We start from the raw sequence: 23,253 nt of genomic DNA, 5'->3' as shown, positions 1-23,253 counted from the left end.
CCTTGTTTCATTTTGTCTCTTGCCGATGCAATACCGCGTTTTGCCCTCAGGCCAGCGACCGGGTCTCCCTGGCTGCCAGCACTTGCAGTGGCACCAGCCCCAATCGTCTGGCCAGAGGCTGCAACAACTCGCCATCATCATCACCCTGCGGCAACCAGTAGCGGACAGGCCAGCCGGCTGCCAGCTGCGCCGCGGTTGTACTGCCAATCTCTCTGAGCGCCAGAGTGCAACCCTGTTGCCGCAATCCCGCCAGCAAGGCACTATCCTGCTGCAGCATCGGCACCAGCAACACCAGCGGCGTACGGGAAGCCTCCGGCAGATAGGCCAGTAGATGAGTCAGCTGGGCCTGGTTGTCGAGCGGGACCAGCAGTGCCCGACCATCGGCATACTGCGCCTCGTGCGCTTGCAGCACACGGGCCAACACGGGCCCCAGCACACCGCACTCCTGCAGCCAGCGCATCTGGCAAGGCACTCCCTGCTCACGCCACTCAAGCGCCAATTGCCACATCTCGTTGCCCTGTCCGTCCGTCAGCGCCTGCAATGCCACTCGCAGCGGTGCTGGCTCGCGCCCGGCCAGCCACTCTCGCAACTGATGAAGCTGCTGCTGACTCAACTGCAACTGCTGCAGCATGGCTGGCTCAAACCAGCTGATCGCCCCCTCCTGGCTACGCTTGGCCTGGTTGAGGGCCAGGATGGCCTGATCCAGCAACCGGGCGGCATCCTGTTGTTGCGCCTTGGCGACCCCGAGCCGACAGGCAAGATCGAAGCTGCACTCCCGGGTCACGAACTCGAAATGGAGCAGATCCACCAGCTCATGAATGGCGGTTTCCAGCGCATCATTCGCCTTGGTCAGCACCACGGCAAATTCATCTCCGCCGAGCCGGTAAGCGTGGCTGCCATGGGCCTGCAGCAGCTTGTTGGCCACCATCTGCAACAGCCGATCACCGACCTGATAACCCAGCAGATCATTGACCTGCTTGAAGCGCTTGAGATCGAGCACCACCAAAGCGCCCACCTCGCCAGCATGCAGAGCGCGAGAGAGCTGTTCCTGCAGGGCACGGCGGTTGCCAAGCTGGGTCAGGGGATCGAGCAGGGCAAGCCGGCGGTTCGCCAGATTGGCGCGAATGAGGGCTGCGACCAGAGCGCCACCGGTCAGCAGCAGGATCAGTTGCCAGATCTGCAGCCAAAACAGGCTGTTGCGGATCTGGCTGACCGAATGCTCCCGCTCCTGGCCGGAGAGGATCTGATCCCCTATCTGTTCGATGAGACGGGTCTGGCTGGCGATCGCCTCCTGCAAGCGGGCAAGCTCAGCCCCCTCGCGCAGCGCACCGGCCTCCATCTGGGGTTCGAGCTGCTTGATCTGCTCGAACAGGGTGGCCAGCACCTTGCCGAGCCCGTGCCGCTGGCGCATCTCGGCGGTCTCGCTGCTGATGAGGAAGATGTCGAGTCGGTTCCACAGCAGATCGTAATCAAGGCTCAGGGTCTCCATCGACAGTCTGCCAGCCCGATAGAGCTGCAGATCGTAGAGGAAACGCTGGGATTCGAGCATTACCTGGCTGATGTTCCAGTGGACATTACGGTAGAAAGTATCGACCAGCAGCTCCTGCCGATACTGCAGATAGAGGCTGCTGCCAGACGAGAGCAGAAACAGCAGCGACACCGCAACCAACAGCAGATTTTGGCGGGATAGCCCCATCAATAGACGATCTCGATGCGGGTAACCTGCCACACCATGCAGTTGTGGATAGCTGGCACGTCCAGCTTGGGATAGGTGGTGAACGGGATGAGCAGCCAGAGCGGCCCCTTGTTGCGCCGGGTCAGCGGTTTGCCGTCCTCCTGACGCACCAGGATCAGCGGCACGCCGTCGAACAGGGCCAGATCCACCACCTGCTGATAACCGTTGAGGGCCGAGACGGCGATCTTGCGAGCATCCAGGATCCCTTGCGCCGCCAGCACGGCTGACAGGGTCGGCCCGCGATAGTGGTGGGCGCCCTGAGTCCAGGGGGTAGTCGTGGTGAACTCGGTCTGTGGCAAGGCGGAGAGGGTCGCCTCATCGAGGGTCACCTGCTGGCCATCTGGCAGTACCAGGGTCATCAGGGGGATGGAGGCCGATGCGCTGGCACTGGCCAGCATCAGGAGAAAAAAAGCGATCCATTGCTTTACTGCGGTCATGGTAATTTGCGCCAACTGCGTCCCATTTTTTAAATGGTTGCCAGTGTGGCGATTTCACCGAACCATTGCAACTGTCCCGTCGCACAGTAGCTCAGGGACCGCGCATCTCCATCCAGTTGTGCCCCTCGACTTGCCTCGGTTGATGAATGCCGCACGCCTCCAGCAACTCATCGACATAGGCGGGCACCAGCAGGGAGGCTGGGCCATAACGTTTCTCGTCAAACTGGCTACCCACCTCGCTCGGCTCGAGATTGAGCTCGATGGTGTGCGCCCCGTTCAATCCCGCTTCATGGACAAAACCGGCGGCCGGATAGACAGCGCCAGAGGTGCCGATGGAGATAAAGAGATCGCACTGGGCAAGCGCGCTGTAGATGCGATCCAGCCCGAGCGGCATTTCGCCAAACCAGACCACATGGGGACGCAGCGGCTGGGGGAACTGGCAACAGGAGCAGAGCTCGTCCTGATGGAGATCACCGCGCCACTCGATCACCTGACCGGACTCGGGGCAGCGGGCCTTGAGCAGCTCCCCGTGCATATGGATAAGGTTCTTGCTACCCGCGCTCTCGTGCAGATTGTCGATGTTCTGGGTGACCAGGGTGACCGTGCCGGGCAGCAGCCGCTCGAGACGGGCCAACGCATAGTGGGCCGGATTGGGATGAACTTGGGGCTGTTGCAGCTGTTTGCGGCGGGAGTTGTAAAAGCGCAGCACCAGTTCGGGATCCCGGGCATACCCCTCGGGGGTCGCCACGTCCTCGACCTTGTGCTCTTCCCACAAACCGTCGCAGGCACGAAAAGTCTTGATGCCGGATTCGGCAGAGATCCCCGCTCCGGTCAGGATCACGATATGTTTATATGACTGCGCCATAAGCTGCTCCGTCTATCCCCGCACAATAAATGTGACCTTAGCACAGGGAAAAAAGTGTCACTATTCGCCCTTGGTCTTAAGCGGCGCCGCTGGCGGCACGGGCAACCAGGCATCCAGTACCGACAGATCCAGCCTGACAAAGACCATCTCCCGTCCGGTCACCAGGGTCAGCGGCAAGCCAAGGCGCTTGAGCAGGGTCAGCATCGGCCGGTTCTGGGCCAGCACTTCCGCCGTCCACTCCCGGATCCCGTCCGCCCTGGCAAGCAGTGCCAGCGCCAGTAGAATCCGTCGCCCCGCCCCCTTGTGCTGAAAGTGATCCGCCACGATGCAAGAAAACTCCGCCCGATCGGGATGAAGGCGACGGCGGATTGATTGCGCCTGAGCCAGCGGCTCACCAGCCAGATCGGTCAGCAACAGCGAGATCTGTTGCTCGGGATGGTAATTGAGAAATTGGGCCACCTGTTCCGGTGGCGGTGTCCGTTTCGGACGCATAAAGCGCAGATAGATGCTCTCTTCACTCAATGCATCGTAAGCAGCCAGCATACGGGCAGGCGCCACCCCATGCAGCTCGCGCAGCAAGCACGGCACCCCGGAGACCTGCATCGCCAGTGGCAGCGCGGCCCGGGAAACCGGATGGGGCCAGCCCTCCAGCCCTTTGCCAAGGCGCTCCCGGTGCATGGGCCAGCAGAGGTAGCGCGGCATAGCTTACCAGCGCCCCGTCATACCGCGCTCTCGCCACACCTCGACGTCGAGCAGGTTGTAAGGATCATCCAGATAGACGGCGATCCCCAGCTCCCGAACCCTGGCCATAAAGCGTCCCAGCAGGGAGTCACCGGTCAAGGACTCCATCTCCGGCAAGATCCCCTGCCCCAGCAGCAAGGCTTGCAGCGGCAAACGCTCCAGCAGATCGAATGGCAGATGCTGGCTGTTATCGAGCAGCAGCGCCAGCTTGCTCCCCGCCAGACTGGCTTGCAGCACCAGCGCGAAGCGATCGGCATTGCCGAGCAGGTGGTCACGACGGTGGATCAGCAGGGTCAGTTCGGCTGGGGTACGCGACTGCTCCGTCAGCCAATCCTTGAGCGCCTCCCAGCGGCTGGGTAAACCCGTTACCGCCAGCCAGACCGGATGAGGGGTCGCGGGACTGGAGAGCAGCCCAAGCTGACCCTGCACCTCCCCCTGCCACCGGCGGATGGTGCGGCGCTGGCCGCTCAAGCGCTGCTGACGCAGCGGGCCCAGATAGAGTCGACGCAGCAACCTGAGCAGCTCGTCGCAATCAAGCGGCTTGGCCAGCGCCGCCAGAATATTGAAACCGGCATCGTGCAGCAGGCGGCGGGCACCGTCGATCAACGTCTGCTCATGGGCCGAAAGCAGCACAATGGGCAGCCCGGCCTCCTGCAACTGGGGCTGGTTCATCAGCAAACTGATGGCATCTTGCTCCACCAGACTGAGATCGCACACCAGCAGGCTGATGTCGCCCGCCGACAATGCCGCAAGACAGGCCGATTCATCCTGTACCCACTGACAGGATAGCCCCAACGCGGCGATGGTCTGTTGCAGTTGCATCCCCTGAAACGGGTGATCCTCGAGCAGCAACACCTTGTTAGCGGCCAGCCAGTTGCACCATTTACGATAACTGGCGGCAAGCCCCCCCAGCCAATCCTCGCCGATAGCGTAAATTCCCTCATGCTGCTGCAACTGGGGGAAGTAGTCCGCCTGCTGATGAGCGGCGGGGTCGTAAAGGGCAATGGCACCTGCCGCAAACAACCCTTCCCACTGCCAGCAGGCATCCGGTCGGGTACGGTGCAGCGTGACATAGGAGGGCAATGTCATGGTGCTGGCCAACTCATGGGCGGTGCTGTCGAGGGCATAAAGCACAATTGGGCAAAATCCTGCCGCCTCATGCTCTTCCGAATCGAGCAACGCCAGTAATTCTTCATCAGTGATGATCATCTTGAGCCCTCTTTGAAAACTGCTGGCTGAACTCATCCAGTGCCCGGTTCAATCTGGCTTGCAGCATCGGATGGGGCGCCTGTTGCCACTCTTCAATGGCCGCCACCAACGCAGTCGCCCCTACCATTCTGGCGGCCCCCTTCAACTTGTGTAAAGCAGCATTCACGCCAACTTCATCTTCTTCTGTGCTGCAGCGCTCAAGTTCGGCCAAATCATCACGGGTAGCCTTCAGATAAAGGGCGGCCAGTTCATCGGTCAGCAGCGAGGCGACCGGTGTCGGGGCGACAACATTGCTCCCCTCTTTGGCAATATGGCGCAGCAAGGTCGCCAGCTCCTTGAGGGCGACCGGCTTGTCCAGATGGCCATCGCAACCGCAGGATTGCAGCTCCCTTGCCGCCTGATCACTGAGATCTGCGGTGATCACATAGACCGGCAGACGGGCCCAACGGGCGGATTGGCGCAATTGCCTGCACAGCTCGGCCCCGTTCATCACCGGCATCTGCAGATCGGTCAGCACAAAATCCACCTCTTGCTGCGCCAGCATCTCCAGCGCCAGCTGCCCGTTGGCGGCAGTGATAACGCTGGCACCAAGTTGCCCCAGTTGCAGGCTGATCAGCTCGCGATTGACATCGTGATCTTCAACCAGCAGAACCCGCATGCCAAGCCCGGGCTGGGTGCCGGCGACCGGTTGATCCGGGGTCAGCCGTGGCTGCAGCAGGGTGATGATGGTCCCGGGCACCCAGGACTCCCCTTGCCAGGCCCAATAGTAGAGCCCCTTCTCGTCCACCTCTGCTTGCAGCGTATCAACGGCGTTGCTGACGGTGGCGATCCCCAAGCGACTGAGCCAGGGCGACAACGCTTGCGCCTCATCGTGGGGTAAAGAGAGTGCCAGCTGCCGCACATTGGGCAGCCAGTCCGGCTCCTGCTGCACCCGCTTCAGGGGCAACTCGCAATAGAAGCGGCTACCGCCACCGACGCGCCCCTCGACATCGATAAGACCACCCATCTGCTCGACCAGCTGCTTGCAGATCGCCAGACCAAGACCGGTGCCCGGCGCCCGCAGTTGGCCTTCAACGGCAAACTGCTCGAACGGCATAAAGAGCGTGGTGCGCATCTTGGCAGTGATCCCCGGTCCCTGATCATCCACACCAAAGCGCAAGGTCGATGCGACCACCTCGGCCCACAGCACCACTTCCCCACGCAGGCTGAACTTGATGGCATTGGAGAGCAGGTTGTGGAGCACTTGCCGTACCCGGTGAGGGTCGAGGGTCTGCAGGGCTGGCAGAGCCGGGTCCAACTTAAGGCGCAGTTGCAATCCCTTGGCCCGCGCCTTGGTCCAGTGCACCGCCGCCACGTGCTCGCACAGCTCGGCAAAATCGGTGGGTTGCGGCGAGAGGGAGAGTTTGCTGTTTTCGTTGCGGCTAAAGTCGAGCACATCGTTGAGCAGGCCGAGCAACTCATCCCCCGCCTGACGCACCCGCGCCAGCGCCGAATCCTGCTCTCTCGACAAAGGAGTACTGGCCAGCCACTCCAGCAAGCCGAGCATGGCGTTCATCGGCGTGCGGATCTCGTGGCTTATGGCGGCCAGAAAGCGCCCCTTGGCCAGCACTGCCTGTTGCGCCTGCTCATGGGAGTGCTGCAATGCCTGATCCTGCTCGACCCTGGTAGTGGCATCCTGCATCACCGCATAGATCCGCCAACCCTGCGGCTGACTGCGGCCACGGCCATAGAGCTGCAACCAGCGCAGACCCTTGGTCGGATGGTAATAGCGCATGGTGAACGCGAAGGGTTTGCCAGCCTGCAACATGGCGAACATCTCACGGCTTACCCGACGACGATCCTCGCGCTCCAGCATAATGAGCACCCGTTTGGGCTCACGACGGATCTGCTGGCTCGCCAGCCCCAGCAGCTCGTAACAGCCCCGGCTGATAAACTCGATACCCCCTACCCGTCCCCGCTCGAACATAAACTGCAGCACCACGCCGGGCACGGTATTGGTCAGGGCGCGCAGGCGGCGCTCTGCCTGACGCAGAAAACGGGCCTGCTCACGCAGCACACTGATATCCGACAGGGCGATAAGATCGGTGGCAGGTGCCTGCTTGTCCAGCCGCAGCGGATGCTGGGCATAGGCGAAGACCTGATCCCCCAGCACCAGCTCCCCTTCGCTCTTTTGCGGCTGTACCGGCGGCAGCATCAACTGCTGCGAATAGCGCAGGGCCAGACGTCGCCCCTGTTTATTGGATTTGATCACCTTGCCCTGGCTATTGCGCAGATAGACGGGCACCGGCAACGCCTGAAACATGGTTTCCCGCAGCTCGCTCTCGATGGCCAGCGCCTTCTCGGCGGCGTGACGCTGGGCCACTTCCCGTGCCAGTTGCTGACGAGACCGCCAGATCCCGCCGATGACAATGCCGCTGATCAGCAGTGCCATGGCAATGGAGCCAAACCAGGCGGCGTAGCTCACGCCGGGCTGCTGCACGACGAGCAAGCGGCGCCAGCGCTGGTTAAGTTCGTCGATCTGGGTGCTGGTCAGCGCCATCAGGTTGCGATCCATCACCCCGGCCAGTTCTGTCTGACTCTTGTTGATGGCAAAGCCAAGACTGAAGCGATCTTCCAGCTCCTCGATATCGAGCCCTTCCAGCAAGTTGGTACGCTGGGGATATTGCAGCTGATATAGCTCGCTCAGCATAGCGTCAGCCTTGCCCTGTTTGATCGCGGCAAGCCCCTGCTCGAGGCCGTCGGTGCGAACCCACTCCTGATCACCGAGCAGGGCGAGCAAGGAGGGATCGTAGAGGGACTCCGGCACCAGAATACGCTGCCGCTTGAGTTGGGTGATGCGATCGGCAGCCAGCTTGCGCTTGCTGATCAAGGCAAACCGGTTGGTGGAGATCGTCCGACTGAAAATGAACTGATCCGTCAATGCCGGGGATTCCGGCAAGCCGGCCATCATATCCGCCTCACCACGGCGCAGCTTTTCTACGGCCTCCGCCTTGCTGGCGGCAGGCACCAGCTTGTATTTCAGGCCGGTCTCCTGGGTGACCCAGCGCAGCACATCCGCGCTCCACCCTTTCGCCTCCCCCAGATCATTGACGCCGCTATAGGGCATCAACTCGGGATTGACCACCAGGCGAATGGTGCGCCCGCGACCGGATAACCAGGCCTGCTCGGTATCGCTGAAGTGGGGCTGGTTGACATATAGTGACCCCTGATCGAGATAGCGAGCCAGATCGGTATAGATAGTACCGGCGGGCATATGACGGATCAGGGTGTCCACCAGATTGGCCAACTCAGGCTGATCACGCATCATCAGGCGATAGCTGATGATCCGATCCTCACCAAACAGGCGGCGCAGGCGCAAACCATCGGCAGGAAACTCGCGCATCAGATAGCGCAGTTGCAGATAGTCCCCCAGATAGGCATCTCCCTTGCCGCTCTGCAGCGCGTCGTAGACCTTCTCTCCGCTTTTTAGGGAAATAATGCGTGCCTGGGGATAGAGCTCGTGCAGCAGGCGGGCTGAGTCTGCCACCGAGTAGACCAGAAAGCGGGCCTGTTTGAGATTTTCACCCTTGTAGAGGATGGCGGCATCTGTCTCCATCATCGGACGGCTTAACCGCATACCCTCCACGGCCTTCTTGCGGGTTCCGACATAGGGAATGATGTCGCATTCCCCCTCTGCGAGCCCGTTGCGCAATGTCTTCCAATCGGGCAACTCTTTGAGCACGAGGGGAACCGGGAACAGCTCCTGCAACCGGGCGAGACGATCCTTGAGCAGTCCCCCCTCGGCCATCAGGTATGGTGGAGGAAGCGTCGCAGGATAGCAGAGCGAAAGCTGACTCAGTGAATTTACATAAGCCTGGGTCGCCGGCGCCAACGGCAGCACTGTGGTCTGCAAAGGCTTGGCGTGCAATGGCAGTGCCAGTACGGCACCCAGAAGAAAAACGGGGAATTTGGTCATCTGAAAACAAAAGCCAGGCATCTGCCTGGCTTTTTATCACTCGTTGGGTTCAACATTTTCTACCCTGGCCTTGAGCTTCTGGCCAGGCCGGAAGGTCACCACGCGGCGGGCGCTGATAGGAATATCCTCGCCCGTCTTGGGGTTGCGTCCGGGACGCTGATTCTTCTCACGAAGGTCAAAGTTACCGAAGCCTGAAATCTTGACTTGTTCACCACGCTCAAGCGCCTGTCGGATTTCCTCAAAGAAGGCTTCCACCATATCTTTGGCTTCACGCTTGCTCATCCCGAGCTGGGTGAACAGGTGCTCTGCAATGTCGGCTTTGGTAAGCGCCATAGATCAATCCCTCAAGGATGCATTCAACTCTTCACCAAGGGCCCGCACGACATTGTCTACGGTCTCGGCAATCTCTTTCTCCTCCAGGGTGCGCTGGGTATCTTGCAATACAAGACTGATGGCCAGGCTCTTCTTGTCCTCTGCCATACCAGCACCCTGGTATACGTCAAACAAGTTTATTCCAACTACCTGATTTCCGCCAACTTTTTTAATTACCGCAAGCACATCACCTGCCAGAACCTGACGATCGACCACGACGGCGATGTCGCGACGGTTCGCCGGGAACTTGGAAACTTCGGCTGCCACAGGCACCTTGGCCGGGGTCAGCTTATCCAGCTCCAGCTCAAACATCACCGCACGGCTCTTGAGGCCCAGCTTCTTCTCGAGGCTCGGGTGGATCACGCCGATGTGGCCGATGATCTCGCCATTACGCAGGATGGCTGCGCTCTGGCCCGGGTGCAGGGCGCTGTGCTCGGTACGCTCGAAGGTAAAGGTGGCCCCTTCGGCGGTCAAGTCCAGCACCGCTTCCAGATCCCCTTTCAAATCAAAGAAGTCGGCTGCGCGAGTTTTGATGTCCCAGTGCTCGTCGCTCTGGTTGCCAGTGATGATACCGGCCAGCATCGGCTCCTGACGGATGCCATTCTCGGCGCTTTCATCCTTGATGAAACGCAGACCCTGCTCGAACAGACGCACGCGCGGCTGCTGACGGTTCTGGTTGTAAACAACAGCCTGCACCAGACCCGGGAACAGAGAGACACGCATGGCGGACATCTCGACCGAGATCGGGTTCGGCAGCACGATGGCATCGCTCTGCGGGAACAGGGTTTGCTGGGTCTTGGGATCGACGAAGCTGTAGGTGATCGCCTCCTGAAAACCGCGGTCAACCAGCAGGTCGCGCACACGCTTCAGAGTCACCTGCCCTTCTGCCTGCTCCACCATCGCCAGAGAGGCGGCGGGTTTCAGGTTCGGGATATTGTTGTAGCCGTAGATGCGGGCCACTTCCTCGATGAGGTCTTCCTCGATGGCGATATCGAAACGCCAGGAGGGTGCCAGCGCAGTCCAACCGTCAGCATCCACAGTGACTTGCATGCCGAGGCGGGTTAGGATCTCGACCACCTGAGCATCAGCCACGCTGATACCGATCACTTTATCGAGCTTGCTGCGACGCAGCTTGATGGGGGCTGCCTTGGGCAGATGGGCATCGGATTTGACCTCGATGACCGGACCCGCTTCACCGCCGCAGATGTCCAACAGCAGACGGGTGGCTCTGTCCATCACCTTGGCCTGCAGCTGCGGATCCACCCCGCGCTCGAAGCGGTGAGAGGAGTCGGTGTGCAGACCGTAAGCACGAGCACGGCCGGTGATGGAGAGCGGCGCGAAGAAGGCGCACTCCAGCAGGATGTCGGTGGTGGTCTCGGATACACCGGTGCGGTTACCGCCGAAGATCCCGGCCATGCAGGCAGGGCCTTTGGCATCAGCAATCACCAAGGTGGTCTCTTTGAGCTTCACTTCGTTGCCATCGAGCAGGGTCATCGGCTCATCGGCGTGGGCACGACGCACCACCAGTTCCCCTTCCAGGGTAGCCAGATCGAAGGCGTGCATCGGCTGACCGTATTCCAGCAGCAGGTAGTTGGTGATGTCGACGATGGCGTCGATGGAACGAATGCCGCCACGGCGCAGCTTCTCTTGCATCCAGAGCGGGCTCTGGGCCTGCAAGTTCAGCCCCTTGATGACGCGGCCCAGATAACGGGGGCAATCAGCTGGTGCTTCAACCCGGATCGGGAAAGTTGCATCAATGGTAGCAACAGCTGGTGCCCAGGTCGGCTCGACCACATCGACGCTGTTGAGCACGCCGATTTCACGGGCCAGACCCGCGATACCGAGGCAATCGGCACGGTTCGGAGTCAGATCCACGTCGATGGAGACGTCGTTCAGATTGAGGTAGTCACGAATATCGGTACCGATGGGGGCATCGGCCGGCAGCTCGATGATGCCATCGGCTTCAACGTCGATACCCAGCTCGCTGAAAGAGCAGAGCATGCCGTGGGACGGTTGGCCACGCAGTTTGGCTTTCTTGATGGTGAAATCACCAGGCAGGGTCGCCCCTACTATGGCCACGCACACTTTCAAGCCCTGACGGCAGTTCGGCGCGCCACAGACGATGTCCAGCAGTTCGGCCTCGCCCACATTGACCTTGGTCACCCGCAGCTTGTCGGCGTCCGGGTGCTGGGCGCACTCGATCACTTCACCCACCACCACATTGTTGAACTGGCCGGCAACCGCTTCCACGGCGTCCACTTCCAGACCGGCCATGGTGATCTGCTCGGCCAGTGCATTGTCACTCAACTCGGTGCGGACCCACTCCATCACCCAGGATTTACTGAATTTCATGTTCTCTCGCCCTTACTTGAACTGCTTGAGGAAGCGCAGGTCGTTTTCGAAGAAGGCACGCAGGTCGTTGACCCCGTAACGCAGCATGGTCAGGCGCTCAACGCCCATGCCGAAGGCAAAGCCGGAGTATTTTTCCGGATCGATACCGACCGAACGCAGTACGTTCGGGTGCACCATGCCGCAGCCCAGCACTTCCAGCCACTTGCCGTTCTTGCCCATCACATCCACTTCAGCGCTCGGCTCGGTGAACGGGAAATAGGAAGGACGGAAGCGAATGGTCAGGTCTTCCTCGAAGTAGTTACGCAGGAAGTCGTGCAGGATGCCCTTCAGCTCGGTAAAGCTGGCATGCTCGTCAACCAGCAGACCTTCAACCTGATGGAACATCGGGGTGTGGGTCATGTCGTAGTCGTTACGATAGACGCGGCCAGGCGCGATGATGCGGATCGGCGGTTGCTGATGCTCCATGGTGCGGATCTGCACACCGGAGGTGTGGGTACGCAGCATCAGATCAGGATTGAAGTAGAAGGTATCGTGATCGGTACGCGCCGGGTGATGAGCCGGAATGTTCAGCGCATCGAAGTTGTGGAAGCCATCTTCAATCTCGGGACCACGGGCGACCTTGAAGCCCATCTCGCCAAACAGGCGCTCGATGCGCTCGATGGTGCGGGTTACCGGATGCAGACCACCATTCTCGATGCGACGGCCCGGCAGGCTGACATCGATGGTCTCGGCAGCCAGCTTCTGGTTCAGCACGGCAACTTCGAGCGCTTCACGACGCTCGTTCAGCGCATCCTGAACCTGCTGTTTGGCCTGGTTGATCACGGCGCCCGCGGCGGGACGCTCTTCAGCGGACAAGGCACCCAGGCCCTTCATCTGCTCGGTAAAAAAGCCCTTTTTACCCAGATATTTGACCCGGATTTCGTCGAGGGTCGCGATATCGCTCACGCCCTCAATTTCGGCTCTGGCTTGGCCGACTACTTCTTCAAGCTGTTGCATGTCTTCCTCGTCACCACTCCCGGTACAGGAGCCTTTAGGCTAAATAAGGTCAAGAGTGGAATAATACAAAAAAAGCCCCTTCGCTGACCATAGCTAAGGTGGGCTTTTCTCCCTACAAATCATTTTGTTATATCAAGCGAGTCTCATCGGTTCACCGCCATTCCTGAAATATTAGAACAAACATCTAGTTTGTTGGCATATAAGCCATTTGTAGAACAGGTCATCTCGCACATATCGCCTTGTGTGGAGAAAACTGTAGCGCGTGTAAAACAGTGGACAGAATATGGACGAGGAAAAAGAAAAAGTGATGTAAAACAGATGGTTATAGATACAAAAAAGGAGGCCTGAGCCTCCTTTTAGCGTTTATAACAGAACTGGATTAGACCAGAGCTGCTTTAGCTTTTTCAACCAGGGCGGTGAAAGCCATTTTGTCGTGAACGGCGATATCGGACAGGATCTTGCGATCGATCTCGATAGAAGCCTTTTTCAGACCGTTGATCAGACGGCTGTAGGACAGACCGTTCTGACGGGCAGCAGCGTTGATACGCGCAATCCACAGCTGACGGAACTGACGCTTTTTCTGGCGACGGTCACGGTAGGCATACTGACCAGCTTTAGTTACCGCTTGTACCGCTACGCGGTAAACACGGGAACGAGCGCCGTAGTAACCTTTGGCGGCTTTCATTACTTTCTTGTGACGAGCTCGAGCAGTCACACCACGTTTAACTCTTGGCATTTTTCACATCCCCCCTTATGCGTACGGCAGACAAGCGACAACACGTTTGTGGTCGGCAGCAGAAACCATGAATTTCGGTCCCAGCTGACGCTTACGCTTGCTGCTCTTCTTGGTCAGGATGTGACGCAGGTGGTTGTGCTTGCACTTGAAGCGACCCGAGCCAGTCTTTTTGAAGCGCTTTGCAGCACCCCGGTTGGTTTTCATCTTCGGCATTTCATACTCCGCATTGTGAGTGACAACAAAATCGCAAGGCGAACCGACTCATGGAGCGAGCCCCATTAGTCAATTTCTTGTGGGCCTTAAGATTTCTTCTTAGGTGCGAGGACCATCACAGCTTGACGGCCTTCGACTTTCGGGAACGACTCGACTACGGCCAACTCTTCCAGATCGTTCTTGACGCGCTCGAGAACCTTGATACCAAGATCCTGGTGGGCCATTTCACGACCACGGAAGCGCAGGGTGACCTTAGCCTTGTCCCCGTCTTCCAGAAAGCGAACCAGGTTGCGTAGTTTTACCTGATAGTCGCCTTCGTCAGTGCCAGGACGGAATTTGATTTCCTTAACCTGGACGACTTTCTGCTTTTTCTTCTGTTCTTTGGTTGTTTTGCTCTTTTCGTAGAGGAATTTGCCGTAATCCATGATCCGGCAAACGGGCGGCTCAGCATTTGGACTGATCTCTACCAGATCAACTCCGGCCTCTGCGGCCAAGTTCAGAGCATCCTGAATGGAGGTAATGCCAATGGCTTCACCATCCAGACCAGTCAGACGAACTTCTTTCAGACGGATCTCTTCATTGATCCGGTGAGCGCGGGCTTGCGGTTGCTTGCCCAGTTTTTTTCCGCCTTTTATAGCTTATTCCTCCACTTTCTTTTGTCCGCGGGTCTGAACTTCCTGGGTCAACAGAGCGATGAACTCTTCAACAGGATAAGTGCCCAGGTCAGCCCCTTTACGAGTCCGTACAGCAATCTTACCGGCTTCAACTTCTTTATCGCCGCAGACCAGCATGAAAGGTACTCGCTTCAAAGTATGCTCGCGGATTTTAAAGCCAATCTTCTCATTTCTCAAGTCCGCTTTTGCGCGAAGGCCCGCATCATTCAATGCTTTGGCTACTTTCACCGCATAATCGGCCTGATTGTCCGTGATATTCATGACCACAGCCTGAGTCGGTGCCAACCAGGTCGGGAACAGACCGGCGTACTCTTCAGTCAGAATACCGATGAAGCGCTCGATAGAACCCAGGATGGCCCGGTGGATCATCACAGGTACATGGCGATCGTTGTTTTCGCCCACATAAGTGGCACCCAGACGACCAGGCAGGGCAAAGTCGAGCTGCACGGTACCACATTGCCACGCACGATCAAGGCAATCGTGCAGGGTAAATTCAATTTTGGGACCGTAGAACGCCCCTTCACCCGGCTGCAGATCGTACTTCAGACCGTTGAGCTCCAGCGCTTCGGCCAAGGCTTTCTCGGCGCGATCCCACATCTCATCGGAGCCGATACGCTGCTCGGGACGAGTGGAGAGCTTGACCACGATGTTCTCGAAGCCAAAGGTACCGTAGACGTCATAGACCATACGAATACAGCCGGAGACCTCTTCCATGATCTGCTCTTCGGTACAGAAGATGTGAGCGTCATCCTGAGTGAAGCCGCGCACCCGCATCAGACCGTGCAGGGAACCGGACGGCTCGTTGCGGTGGCAGGAACCAAACTCGGCCATACGCAGCGGCAGATCGCGGTAGGACTTCAGACCCTGGTTGAAGATCTGGACGTGACCCGGGCAGTTCATCGGCTTGATGGCGTACTCGCGGTTTTCGGACTGGGTGGTGAACATGGCCTGGGCATACTTCTCCCAGTGACCTGAACGCTCCCACAGGACGCGGTCCATCATGAACGGACCTTTCACTTCCTGATAGTCGTACTCTTTGAGCTTGCCGCGGATAAAGGTTTCCAGCTCACGGAAGATGGTCCAGCCATCGTTGTGCCAGAACACCATACCGGGTGCTTCTTCCTGCATGTGATACAGGTCGAGCTGCTTGCCGATCTTGCGATGGTCGCGCTTGGCGGCCTCTTCCAGACGCTGCAGATAAGCCTTGAGCTGCTTCTTGTCAGCCCAAGCAGTACCGTAGATACGCTGCAGCATCTTGTTGTTGGAGTCGCCACGCCAGTAGGCGCCGGACATCTTCAGCAACTTGAAGTGGTGGCAGTGACGCATGTTGGGCACGTGCGGGCCGCGACACATGTCGATGTACTCTTCGTGATGATAGAGACCTGGCTGATCCTCACGGGCAATGTTCTGATCCAGGATTTCGACTTTGTAAGACTCACCGCGCGCTTCGAATACATCACGCGCTTCTTGCCAGGAGACTTTCTTCTTGATGACGTCGTAATCCTTGGCTACCAGCGCCAGCATGCGCTCTTCCAGGGCAGCCAGATCTTCATCGGTCAAGGTACGGTCAAGATCAACGTCATAGTAGAAGCCGTTGTCGATGACAGGACCGATGGCCATCTTGGTCTGGGGCCAGAGTTGCTTGATAGCATGACCCAGCAAGTGGGCGCAGGAGTGGCGCAGGATGTCCAGACCTTCCTCGTCTTTGGCGGTGATGATGGCCAGCGCAGCATCGGCTTCGATCAGCTCGCACGCATCTACCAGTTCACCGTTTACCCGACCGGCAATGCACGCCTTGGCGAGGCCGGGACCGATGTCCGCAGCCACATCCATGACGGAAACAGAGTGGGCAAATTGACGTTGGCTGCCGTCAGGCAGAGTAATGATTGGCATTATGTGTTTCCTTATACAGTGGTGACCCCTACCAAAGGTCACATGCGGGATGGAAAAGAGATTCAAAAAGGTGATGTTTTGGTTCTCCACAGCACTTTGCGAAGACGGCCTGACACGTAAACCACATGTCTAACGTGACAAACCAAGCCAAAACGGCCCCATGCTACCAGAAGTCGGGCGTGCTGTATCGGATTTGCAGATATTTTCTACAGTCAAATGAGTCGCCTGCCGACTATTCGCCAAGCAGGGATTGCCAGTTGAAGTCAAAGTCACTGCTCCCCTCCTCTGCCAGCGCCAGCTCTTGCAGCACCTGAAGCGCCAGCTTGTTGCCCTTTTGTGCCGCCTGATAGAGCCACTGTTTCGCCTGAGGCAGATCGACCCTGCCGCTGACCCCCATCAGATGAAGGACGCCGACTTTCAGCATGGCCGGGACGTCACCGTTACGGGCTGCCTGATCCATCCAGTGAAAGGCTTGGCGCAGATCTCGCTTGACCCCGACACCGCGCAGATAGAGCTCTGCCAGCCGATATTGGCCGAAGGGATCCCCTGCCAGCGCCGACTGGCGATAGAGGCTGATGGCCTGATGGATATCCTGCTCGCTCCCCTGCCCCACCTCATGGCTCCAGCCCATCAAGGCTTGCGCCCTAGGTTGCCCTTGCGCCGCCAGTGGCGACCAGATCCGGGTCGCCTCATCGAAGTGACCGGTACGCCAGGCACGGTTGGCAGCAGCCATCTCCTGCTCGGTGGAGAGCGGAAGCAGACGCCAGATAACCAGCGCAATCAGACCGATAAACAGCCAGCGGGAAGTGGTGGGTCTCATGATGATTTCCGTGATCCAGTTCTCATTTTGTCTATGTAAACGAAATGTAGCGTTGCGATCAAGCAAGAGATCCCTGCGACAACCCTTTTTGCACCCGGTCGATCAGCAGTTGTTGTCATTTATCCGGTGCACCTGCAAAATAACTGTATGTATAAACAGTATCTGTGCACACCATGGCAGGACGAGGCAGCCCCCACAATATCGATCACCGTTTTAGCGGCCCCCTTGTCGAAGCGGTTGATGACGGCTGGCAATCGTCCGATTGGGATGCCGCCTTTACTCCTTCTGTGCCTGGCACCGAGGTGCGGGAGATCGATGCACGCAGCATCATCAGCTACAACAGCTCGCCGGATGTCCCCTTTGGTCGCTCCATCAACCCCTATCAGGGGTGCGAACACGGCTGCATCTACTGCTATGCCAGACCCAGTCACGCCTATCTGGAGCTCTCCCCTGGCCTCGATTTCGAGAGCAAGCTGTTTGCCAAACGCAATGCAGCCGACCTGCTGCGCCGGGAGTTTGCCAAACCGGCCTATCAGCCACAGACCATCTTCATTGGCGCCAATACCGACCCCTATCAACCCATCGAGCAGCGATATCGCCTCACCCGCCAGTTGCTGGAAGTGATGCTGGCCCACCGCCATCCGGTCGGGCTCATTACCAAGAGCGCCATGATCTTGCGCGACCTCGATCTGTTGACCGAGCTGGCCAGAGAGGGACTGTGTCAGGTGATGGTGTCGGTGACGACCTTGAACGAAACCCTGCGCCGACAGCTTGAACCCCGCGCCAGCACGGGCTCCGGCCGCTTGAAAGTGATCGAGAAGCTGGCCAACGCTGGTGTACAGGTGGGGGTATTGGCCGCCCCCATGATCCCGCGGCTCAATGAGCCGGAGCTGGAGCAGATCATCAAATCGGCTGCCGAAGCAGGCGCCAGCTGCGCCGATTACATCCTGCTGCGGTTACCCCACGAACTGGCGCCGCTATTTGGGGACTGGCTCGATACCCACTACCCGGGCCAGAAGGAAGCTATTTTAAATCAGTTGCGAGCCAGCCGCGGTGGCGGGCTCAACAGTACCGCCTTCGGCACCCGCATGCGCGGTGAGGGGCATTTTGCCGATCTGCTGGCCCAGCGCTTTCGCCTCATCAGCAAGCGCCTTGATCTGGGCAAACGCCATATTCAGCTCAGGCTGGATGGGTTTATCCGCCCCGGGGAGCAGCTGTCGCTCTTCTAATCCCACTGCTCACGCCCTTCACACATCAGGCGTGCCAAGAGGTTGAGAGGAGGGCCTGCCGCAACACATCCTGTGGAAACCCCGCTTTTCAGAATTTTCCAACGAAGTAGCCATGTCGCGACAAGAAAGCGCTACCCGGTAAAGAGAGGGCTAACGCCTTAGCCTGCGTGCTGATCCCGACCCTGCTGCACCATTTCAACCGGTAGTCGCGAGGGTTCATGAGCCACTTCGTGCTCATCCTCTTCATACAGCGGCACCTCTGACTCGCCCCATACCCGGCTCCACCAAATTTCCCACGTGATCCAACTGGTCATATGCAGCTCCTGACGGTGAAGGTGATGGCAACAACGCACCACTCGCCCGGCAGGATAACGGCTGGGAATGACAGGGAAATGACAAAAAAATCACTTGTAAAAAGACAACTGGCCGTGACAAGGAAAGCCGAAACAGTTCACATATTCGGCGAAATCATCCTGAAAGCGGTCACAAATCTGCAGGTTGTGGATTGCAGCACATCCTGTTCCCGCCAAAGCTGGGTTGCCCATTCAGGCATCTATAAAAACAGGGACATAACAATGAAACACACAGCGGGAATATGGGCGATCACAGGCATCCTGATCGCCCCCTTGGCGCACGCCGACGTCATACTGCACGCCTTCAACTGGAAGTTCAGTGAAGTGACCGCCAAAGCCGACCTTATCAAGTCGGCCGGTTACAAACAGGTACTCATTTCACCGCCTCTCAAATCATCAGGCAACGAATGGTGGGCCCGTTACCAGCCGCAGGATCTGCGCCTTGTCGACTCCCCTCTTGGCAACAAACAGGAGCTCGAGCAGCTGATCGCCGCCATGAAGGCGCGGGGCATCGCCGTCTATGCCGATGTGGTGCTCAACCACATGGCCAACGAAAGCTGGAAACGCCAGGACCTCAACTATCCCGGCAACGAGCTGCTGCAAAGCTACGCCAGCAACCCGGCCTATTTCGAGCGCCAGAAACTGTTTGGCGATCTCGGGCAAAACTTCCTCTCCGGTCAGGATTTTCATCCCGAAGGGTGCATCAGCGACTGGAACGATCCGGGTCATGTCCAGTATTGGCGACTCTGTGGTGGCGCCGGTGACAAGGGGCTGCCGGATCTGGATCCCAACAACTGGGTAGTGAGTCAGCAACAGGCCTACCTCAAAGCACTCAAGGGGATGGGGATCAAGGGTTTTCGGGTCGATGCGGTCAAACACATGAGCGATTACCAGATCAATGCTGTGTTCACCCCCGAGATCAAACAGGGGATGCACGTGTTTGGCGAGGTGATCACCACTGGGGGGGCAGGCAGCACCGATTACGAGCGCTTCCTCAAACCCTACCTCGACAGCAGCGGCCAGGGAGCCTATGACTTTCCGCTGTTTGCCTCCCTGCGCGGCGCGCTGGGGTATGGCGGCAGCATGAACCTGCTGACGGATCCGGGCGCCTACGGTCAGGCGCTACCGGGCAGTCGCGCCGTCACCTTTGCCGTGACCCACGACATCCCCACCAACGACGGCTTCCGCTATCAGATCTTAAGCCAGACTGACGAGAAGCTGGCCTATGCCTACCTGCTCGGCCGCGATGGTGGCTCGCCGCTGGTCTACTCCGATCATGGCGAAACCCGTGACAAAGATGGCTTGCGCTGGCAGGACTACTACCTGCGCACCGATCTCAAGGGGATGATCCGCTTCCACAATGCGGTGCAGGGCCAACCCATGCAGCAGGTCGGCAGCGGTGACTGCTTCGTGCTGTTCAAACGGGGCAAACAGGGGCTGGTCGGCATCAACAAGTGCGACTATGAGCAGGAGTATTGGCTCGACACCGCCAGGTTCGAGATGAACTGGTATCGCAACTATCGGGACGTGCTCGACCAAGGTGCCGTGGTCAACGTGCAGAGCCAGTGGGTACGGGTCGCCATTCCCGCCCGCAGCGCCAGAATGTGGCTGCAGGAGTGATCAGGCCAGCACCCTGCCCTACTTTTATCTGGCAGTCATAAAAAGCAGACAAATAAAAAGAGCGACCACCAGGGTCGCTCTATTTGATCAGAGACGTTACTCGGGTAACGGGTGACGATTACTCGTCGCCCGCTTCCTCTGCATCGACCGCATCAGTGCCATTCGCGGTATCGGTACCTTCAGATACCTCACCATCAACGGCCAGAGCGTCGTTCTCGTTCTCGTCTTCGTCGCTCTCGGCGATGCGCTGCAGGCCAACCACGGTCTCGTCTTCACCGGTACGGATCAGACGGACACCGCCGGTGTTACGGCCAATGACGCTCACCTCGGCAACACGGGTACGCACCAGAGTACCGCCGTTGGTGATCAGCATGATCTGGTCGGTATCTTCGACCTGGATCGCATCGATCACCTTGCCGTTGCGCTCATCCACCTTGATGGAAATAACGCCCTGGGTACCACGGCTCTTGGTCGGGTATTCGGCCAACGCAGTCCGCTTGCCGTAACCGTTCTCGGTGGCGGTGAGGATGGCACCTTCGCCACGCGGAACGATGAGGGAAACCACCTTGTCACCGGCGCCCAGCTTGATGCCGCGTACACCGGCGGCGGTACGACCCATGGGACGCACACCCTTGAAGGTGCCCTTGCTTTCGGTACCTTCACCGTTGTCGCTGCCATCATCGTCGTTGCCGGTATCGTCGTCGGTTTCAACGTCATCGCTGACATCGGCATCGGCGCGACCGCTGCCTTCCGCGAAGCGAACGACTTTACCCGCGTCGGAGAAGAGCATGATCTCGTTGCTGCCATCGGTGATATCCACCCCGATCAGCTCATCACCCTCTTTGAGGTTGATGGCGCGGATACCGGAGGAGAGCGGACGGCTGAAGTCGGAGAGGCTGGTCTTCTTCACGGTACCGTTGGCGGTGGCAAAGAAGACATACTTCTCGGCGTCATACTCCTTCACCGGCAGGATAGCGGTGATACGCTCACCCTCTTCCAGCGGCAGCAGGTTGATGATCGGACGACCACGGGCGCCACGGGACGCTTCCGGCAGCTGGTAAACCTTGAGCCAGTAGACCTTGCCACGGGTGGAGAAGCACAGAATGGTGTCGTGGGTGTTGGCCACCAGCAGACGCTCCACAAAGTCCTCTTCCTTGATCCGGGTGGCCGACTTGCCACGACCACCGCGGCGCTGGGCCTCGTAGTCGGAGAGCGGCTGATACTTCACATAGCCCTGGTGAGACAGGGTAACCACCACATCTTCCGGGGTGATCAGATCTTCGATGTTGATCTCGGCACTTGACATGCTGATCTCGGTGCGACGCTCGTCGCCATACTGCTCACGCACAGCCAGCAGTTCATCGCGGATCACTTCCATCAGACGAGCCGGGCTCGCCAAGATGTGCAGCAGCTCGGCGATCAGATCCAGCAGAGATTGGTACTCTTCCAGGATCTTCTCGTGCTCGAGGCCGGTCAGCTTGTGCAGACGCAGGTCAAGGATGGCCTGGGCTTGCTGTTCGGTCAGGAAGTATTGACCTTCACGGATACCGAACTCGGGCTCCAGCCACTCTGGCCGTGCCGCGTCGTCGCCCGCTTTTTCCAGCATGGCGGCCACGTTGCCGAGTTCCCAGCCCTTGGCAACCAGACCCGCTTTCGCGTCGGCCGGGGTCGCGCTGTGGCGGATCAGCTCGATGATGGGATCAATGTTGGCCAGCGCAACCGCCAGACCTTCCAAAATGTGCGCCCGATCCCGCGCCTTGCGCAGTTCGAACACGGTCCGGCGAGTCACCACTTCACGGCGGTGCAGCAGGAACGCATCCAGGATCTCTTTAAGGTTCATCACCTTGGGCTGGTTGTTATCGAGCGCCACCATGTTGATGCCGAACGTGGTCTGCATCTGGGTGTGCTTGTAGAGATTGTTCAGCACAATCTCGCCGGACTCGCCGCGCTTGATCTCGATAACGATGCGCATGCCGTCTTTGTCAGACTCATCGCGCAGGGCACTGATGCCCTCGATCTTCTTCTCTTTGACCAGCTCGGCGATCTTTTCGATCAGTCGAGCCTTGTTCACCTGATAGGGGATCTCGTGAACGATGATGGTCTCGCGACTGGTCTTCTCGTCCACTTCCACTTCAGCTTTGGCCCGCACATAGATGGAGCCACGACCGGTACGGTACGCCTGCACGATGCCGGAACGACCGTTGATAATGCCGCCGGTGGGGAAATCCGGGCCGGTGATGTAGGTCATCAGCTCGTCAATGGTGAGGTCGCCGTTTTCGATCAGCGCCAGGCAGCCATTGACAATCTCGGTGAGGTTGTGAGGCGGAATGTTGGTCGCCATGCCCACAGCGATACCGGAGGAGCCGTTGACCAGCAGGTTGGGAACCTTGGTAGGCATGACCGCCGGGATCATCTCGGTGCCGTCATAGTTCGGCACCCAGTCCACGGTCTCTTTGTCCAGATCGGCCAGCAGCTCGTGGGAGATGCGGGCCATCCGCACTTCGGTATAACGCATCGCCGCGGCGCTGTCGCCGTCGACTGAACCGAAGTTGCCCTGACCATCGACCAGCATGTAACGCATGGAGAAATCCTGCGCCATCCGGACAATGGTGTCATACACAGCGATATCGCCGTGCGGGTGATATTTACCGATTACGTCACCGACCACACGGGCCGATTTTTTATAGGGCTTGTTCCAGTCGTTCCCCAACTCGTTCATAGCAAACAGAACGCGGCGGTGAACCGGTTTCAAGCCATCACGCACATCCGGCAGAGCTCGTCCTACGATCACGCTCATGGCGTAATCAAGATAGGAACTCTTGAGCTCTTCTTCGATGTTGACCGGCGTGATCTCTCTGGCCAGATCGCTCATAGAAAGCCTTATCCCTAATTAGTTGTTCTTTGGCTTAAACAGCGCGACATGGTAACACACTGAGCCAAATACCTTAAGCCACAAATCGGGTATCAGATCGGGCTGGTGTGACAAAGTCCGTCCGTTATAATGCCCGCCAGGACAATAGATTGCGCCCATGACTCAGAAGCGGGCGCCCTGC

General features: G+C 58.7%; 18 protein-coding genes. 2 read left to right on the top strand and 16 right to left on the bottom strand.

All coding sequences use genetic code 11. From position 1 onward, the window contains the following. Window positions 1–46 precede the first annotated feature (46 nt). The 14 genes from I6L34_RS21460 to I6L34_RS21395 form a co-directional block, all read right to left on the bottom strand. Window positions 47–1,696 (bottom strand): diguanylate cyclase, encoded by a 1,650-nt coding sequence (locus I6L34_RS21460; protein WP_216955313.1) that lies wholly within the window; start codon window positions 1,694–1,696, stop codon window positions 47–49. Then, window positions 1,696–2,172, bottom strand: a complete 477-nt coding sequence (locus I6L34_RS21455) for a hypothetical protein (RefSeq protein WP_216955312.1) — start codon at window positions 2,170–2,172, stop codon at window positions 1,696–1,698. Before I6L34_RS21455 ends, I6L34_RS21460 begins: the two co-directional genes overlap by 1 nt. A gap of 91 nt (window positions 2,173–2,263) precedes the next feature. Next, window positions 2,264–3,037 carry a Sir2 family NAD+-dependent deacetylase gene (gene cobB / locus I6L34_RS21450; protein WP_216955311.1) on the bottom strand — a complete coding sequence of 258 codons (774 nt, stop codon included), beginning with the start codon at window positions 3,035–3,037 and terminating at the stop codon, window positions 2,264–2,266. A gap of 60 nt (window positions 3,038–3,097) precedes the next feature. Next, window positions 3,098–3,739 (bottom strand): GNAT family N-acetyltransferase, encoded by a 642-nt coding sequence (locus I6L34_RS21445; RefSeq protein WP_075114655.1) that lies wholly within the window; start codon window positions 3,737–3,739, stop codon window positions 3,098–3,100. 3 nt (window positions 3,740–3,742) lie between these two features. Then, a complete protein-coding gene (locus I6L34_RS21440) occupies window positions 3,743–4,987 on the bottom strand; it encodes a response regulator (protein WP_216955310.1) in 1,245 nt (414 codons plus the stop codon). Next, window positions 4,974–8,963, bottom strand: coding sequence for a transporter substrate-binding domain-containing protein (locus I6L34_RS21435; protein ID WP_216955309.1), 3,990 nt, complete (start codon window positions 8,961–8,963; stop codon window positions 4,974–4,976). The genes I6L34_RS21440 and I6L34_RS21435 overlap by 14 nt, the downstream gene beginning before the upstream one ends. Window positions 8,964–8,978: 15 nt before the next feature. Continuing rightward, the gene (gene ihfA, locus I6L34_RS21430; RefSeq protein WP_005300715.1) at window positions 8,979–9,275 is read right to left on the bottom strand and encodes an integration host factor subunit alpha; all 297 of its coding nucleotides are present in this window, start codon (window positions 9,273–9,275) and stop codon (window positions 8,979–8,981) included. 3 nt (window positions 9,276–9,278) lie between these two features. Next, window positions 9,279–11,666 carry a phenylalanine--tRNA ligase subunit beta gene (gene pheT, locus I6L34_RS21425; RefSeq protein ID WP_216955308.1) on the bottom strand — a complete coding sequence of 796 codons (2,388 nt, stop codon included), beginning with the start codon at window positions 11,664–11,666 and terminating at the stop codon, window positions 9,279–9,281. Window positions 11,667–11,678: 12 nt separating this feature from the next. Then, on the bottom strand, window positions 11,679–12,662 hold the full coding sequence (pheS, locus tag I6L34_RS21420) for a phenylalanine--tRNA ligase subunit alpha (RefSeq protein WP_005336686.1): 984 nt from the start codon (window positions 12,660–12,662) through the stop codon (window positions 11,679–11,681). Window positions 12,663–13,041: 379 nt separating this feature from the next. After that, complete coding sequence (gene rplT, locus I6L34_RS21415) at window positions 13,042–13,398, bottom strand: 50S ribosomal protein L20 (protein WP_005336687.1); 357 nt, start codon at window positions 13,396–13,398, stop codon at window positions 13,042–13,044. Between the two features lie 15 nt (window positions 13,399–13,413). Further along, window positions 13,414–13,611 carry a 50S ribosomal protein L35 gene (rpmI, locus tag I6L34_RS21410; protein ID WP_005336688.1) on the bottom strand — a complete coding sequence of 66 codons (198 nt, stop codon included), beginning with the start codon at window positions 13,609–13,611 and terminating at the stop codon, window positions 13,414–13,416. Window positions 13,612–13,697: 86 nt separating this feature from the next. Continuing rightward, the gene (gene infC, locus I6L34_RS21405; RefSeq protein WP_196783562.1) at window positions 13,698–14,228 is read right to left on the bottom strand and encodes a translation initiation factor IF-3; all 531 of its coding nucleotides are present in this window, start codon (window positions 14,226–14,228) and stop codon (window positions 13,698–13,700) included. A gap of 21 nt (window positions 14,229–14,249) precedes the next feature. After that, window positions 14,250–16,178 (bottom strand): threonine--tRNA ligase, encoded by a 1,929-nt coding sequence (gene thrS, locus I6L34_RS21400; RefSeq protein WP_216955307.1) that lies wholly within the window; start codon window positions 16,176–16,178, stop codon window positions 14,250–14,252. Window positions 16,179–16,410: 232 nt separating this feature from the next. Beyond that, window positions 16,411–16,998 carry a tetratricopeptide repeat protein gene (locus tag I6L34_RS21395; RefSeq protein WP_216955306.1) on the bottom strand — a complete coding sequence of 196 codons (588 nt, stop codon included), beginning with the start codon at window positions 16,996–16,998 and terminating at the stop codon, window positions 16,411–16,413. 173 nt (window positions 16,999–17,171) lie between these two features. Here I6L34_RS21395 and I6L34_RS21390 point away from each other — a divergent pair, with 173 nt between their 5' ends. After that, entirely contained in the window at window positions 17,172–18,227 is a 1,056-nt protein-coding gene (locus I6L34_RS21390) for a PA0069 family radical SAM protein (protein ID WP_216955305.1), read from the top strand. Between the two features lie 158 nt (window positions 18,228–18,385). Here the strand turns inward: I6L34_RS21390 and I6L34_RS21385 are convergent, their stop codons facing one another. Then, the gene (locus I6L34_RS21385; protein WP_180343773.1) at window positions 18,386–18,541 is read right to left on the bottom strand and encodes a hypothetical protein; all 156 of its coding nucleotides are present in this window, start codon (window positions 18,539–18,541) and stop codon (window positions 18,386–18,388) included. A gap of 261 nt (window positions 18,542–18,802) precedes the next feature. Here I6L34_RS21385 and I6L34_RS21380 point away from each other — a divergent pair, with 261 nt between their 5' ends. Beyond that, window positions 18,803–20,200 carry an alpha-amylase family protein gene (locus I6L34_RS21380; RefSeq protein WP_216955304.1) on the top strand — a complete coding sequence of 466 codons (1,398 nt, stop codon included), beginning with the start codon at window positions 18,803–18,805 and terminating at the stop codon, window positions 20,198–20,200. Between the two features lie 118 nt (window positions 20,201–20,318). On the opposite strand, the gene gyrA is transcribed toward I6L34_RS21380, so the two are convergent. After that, complete coding sequence (gene gyrA / locus I6L34_RS21375) at window positions 20,319–23,072, bottom strand: DNA topoisomerase (ATP-hydrolyzing) subunit A (protein WP_216955303.1); 2,754 nt, start codon at window positions 23,070–23,072, stop codon at window positions 20,319–20,321. Between the last annotated feature and the right edge of the window lie 181 nt (window positions 23,073–23,253).

Source organism: Aeromonas sp. FDAARGOS 1404, from assembly GCF_019047085.1.
GTDB lineage: Bacteria > Pseudomonadota > Gammaproteobacteria > Enterobacterales > Aeromonadaceae > Aeromonas > Aeromonas veronii.
This window is presented reverse-complemented; position numbering and strand designations above follow the sequence as displayed.